The 426-nt window shown below is 65.3% G+C and carries 1 protein-coding gene; it reads left to right on the top strand.

Translation table 11 applies throughout. The features are described from left to right. Positions 1-426, top strand: a 426-nt coding sequence (locus tag IG05_RS43225) for a transglycosylase domain-containing protein (protein WP_420707665.1), incomplete at both ends; no start/stop codon positions are given.

Raw genomic sequence — 426 nt, forward strand, 5'->3', positions numbered from 1 at the left:
GCTCTGCGGTCCCTGCCAAGAAGCGCTTCATTGATTATCCGCGCGCGGGCAAGTACGGCGTGGCGCGATGGATGCCGTCGTGGAAGCTGGTGACAGGCCTGTTCATCGGCTTCGTCGGCAGCCTCGTGGCAGTCGCGGGCATCGGCTACGCCATGGTGAGCGTCCCGAACGTGGCACTCGCTGCGAAGGCGCAGAACAACGTCTTCTACTGGAACGACGGCAGCGAGATGGTCGCCACGGGTGGCGAGACGAACCGCCAGGCCGTCAACCTCTCGCAGATCCCCAAGGCGATGCAGTACGCCGTCGTCTCCCAGGAGAACAAGACCTTCTACACCGACAGCGGCATCGACCCGAAGGGCATCGCCCGCGCGGTCTTCAACATGGCCAGCGGCGGTGCGACGCAGGGTGGCTCCACCATCACCCAGC

The sequence above is a fragment of the Streptomyces sp. NRRL S-1022 genome (genome assembly GCF_000720135.1).
Lineage (GTDB): Bacteria > Actinomycetota > Actinomycetes > Streptomycetales > Streptomycetaceae > Streptomyces.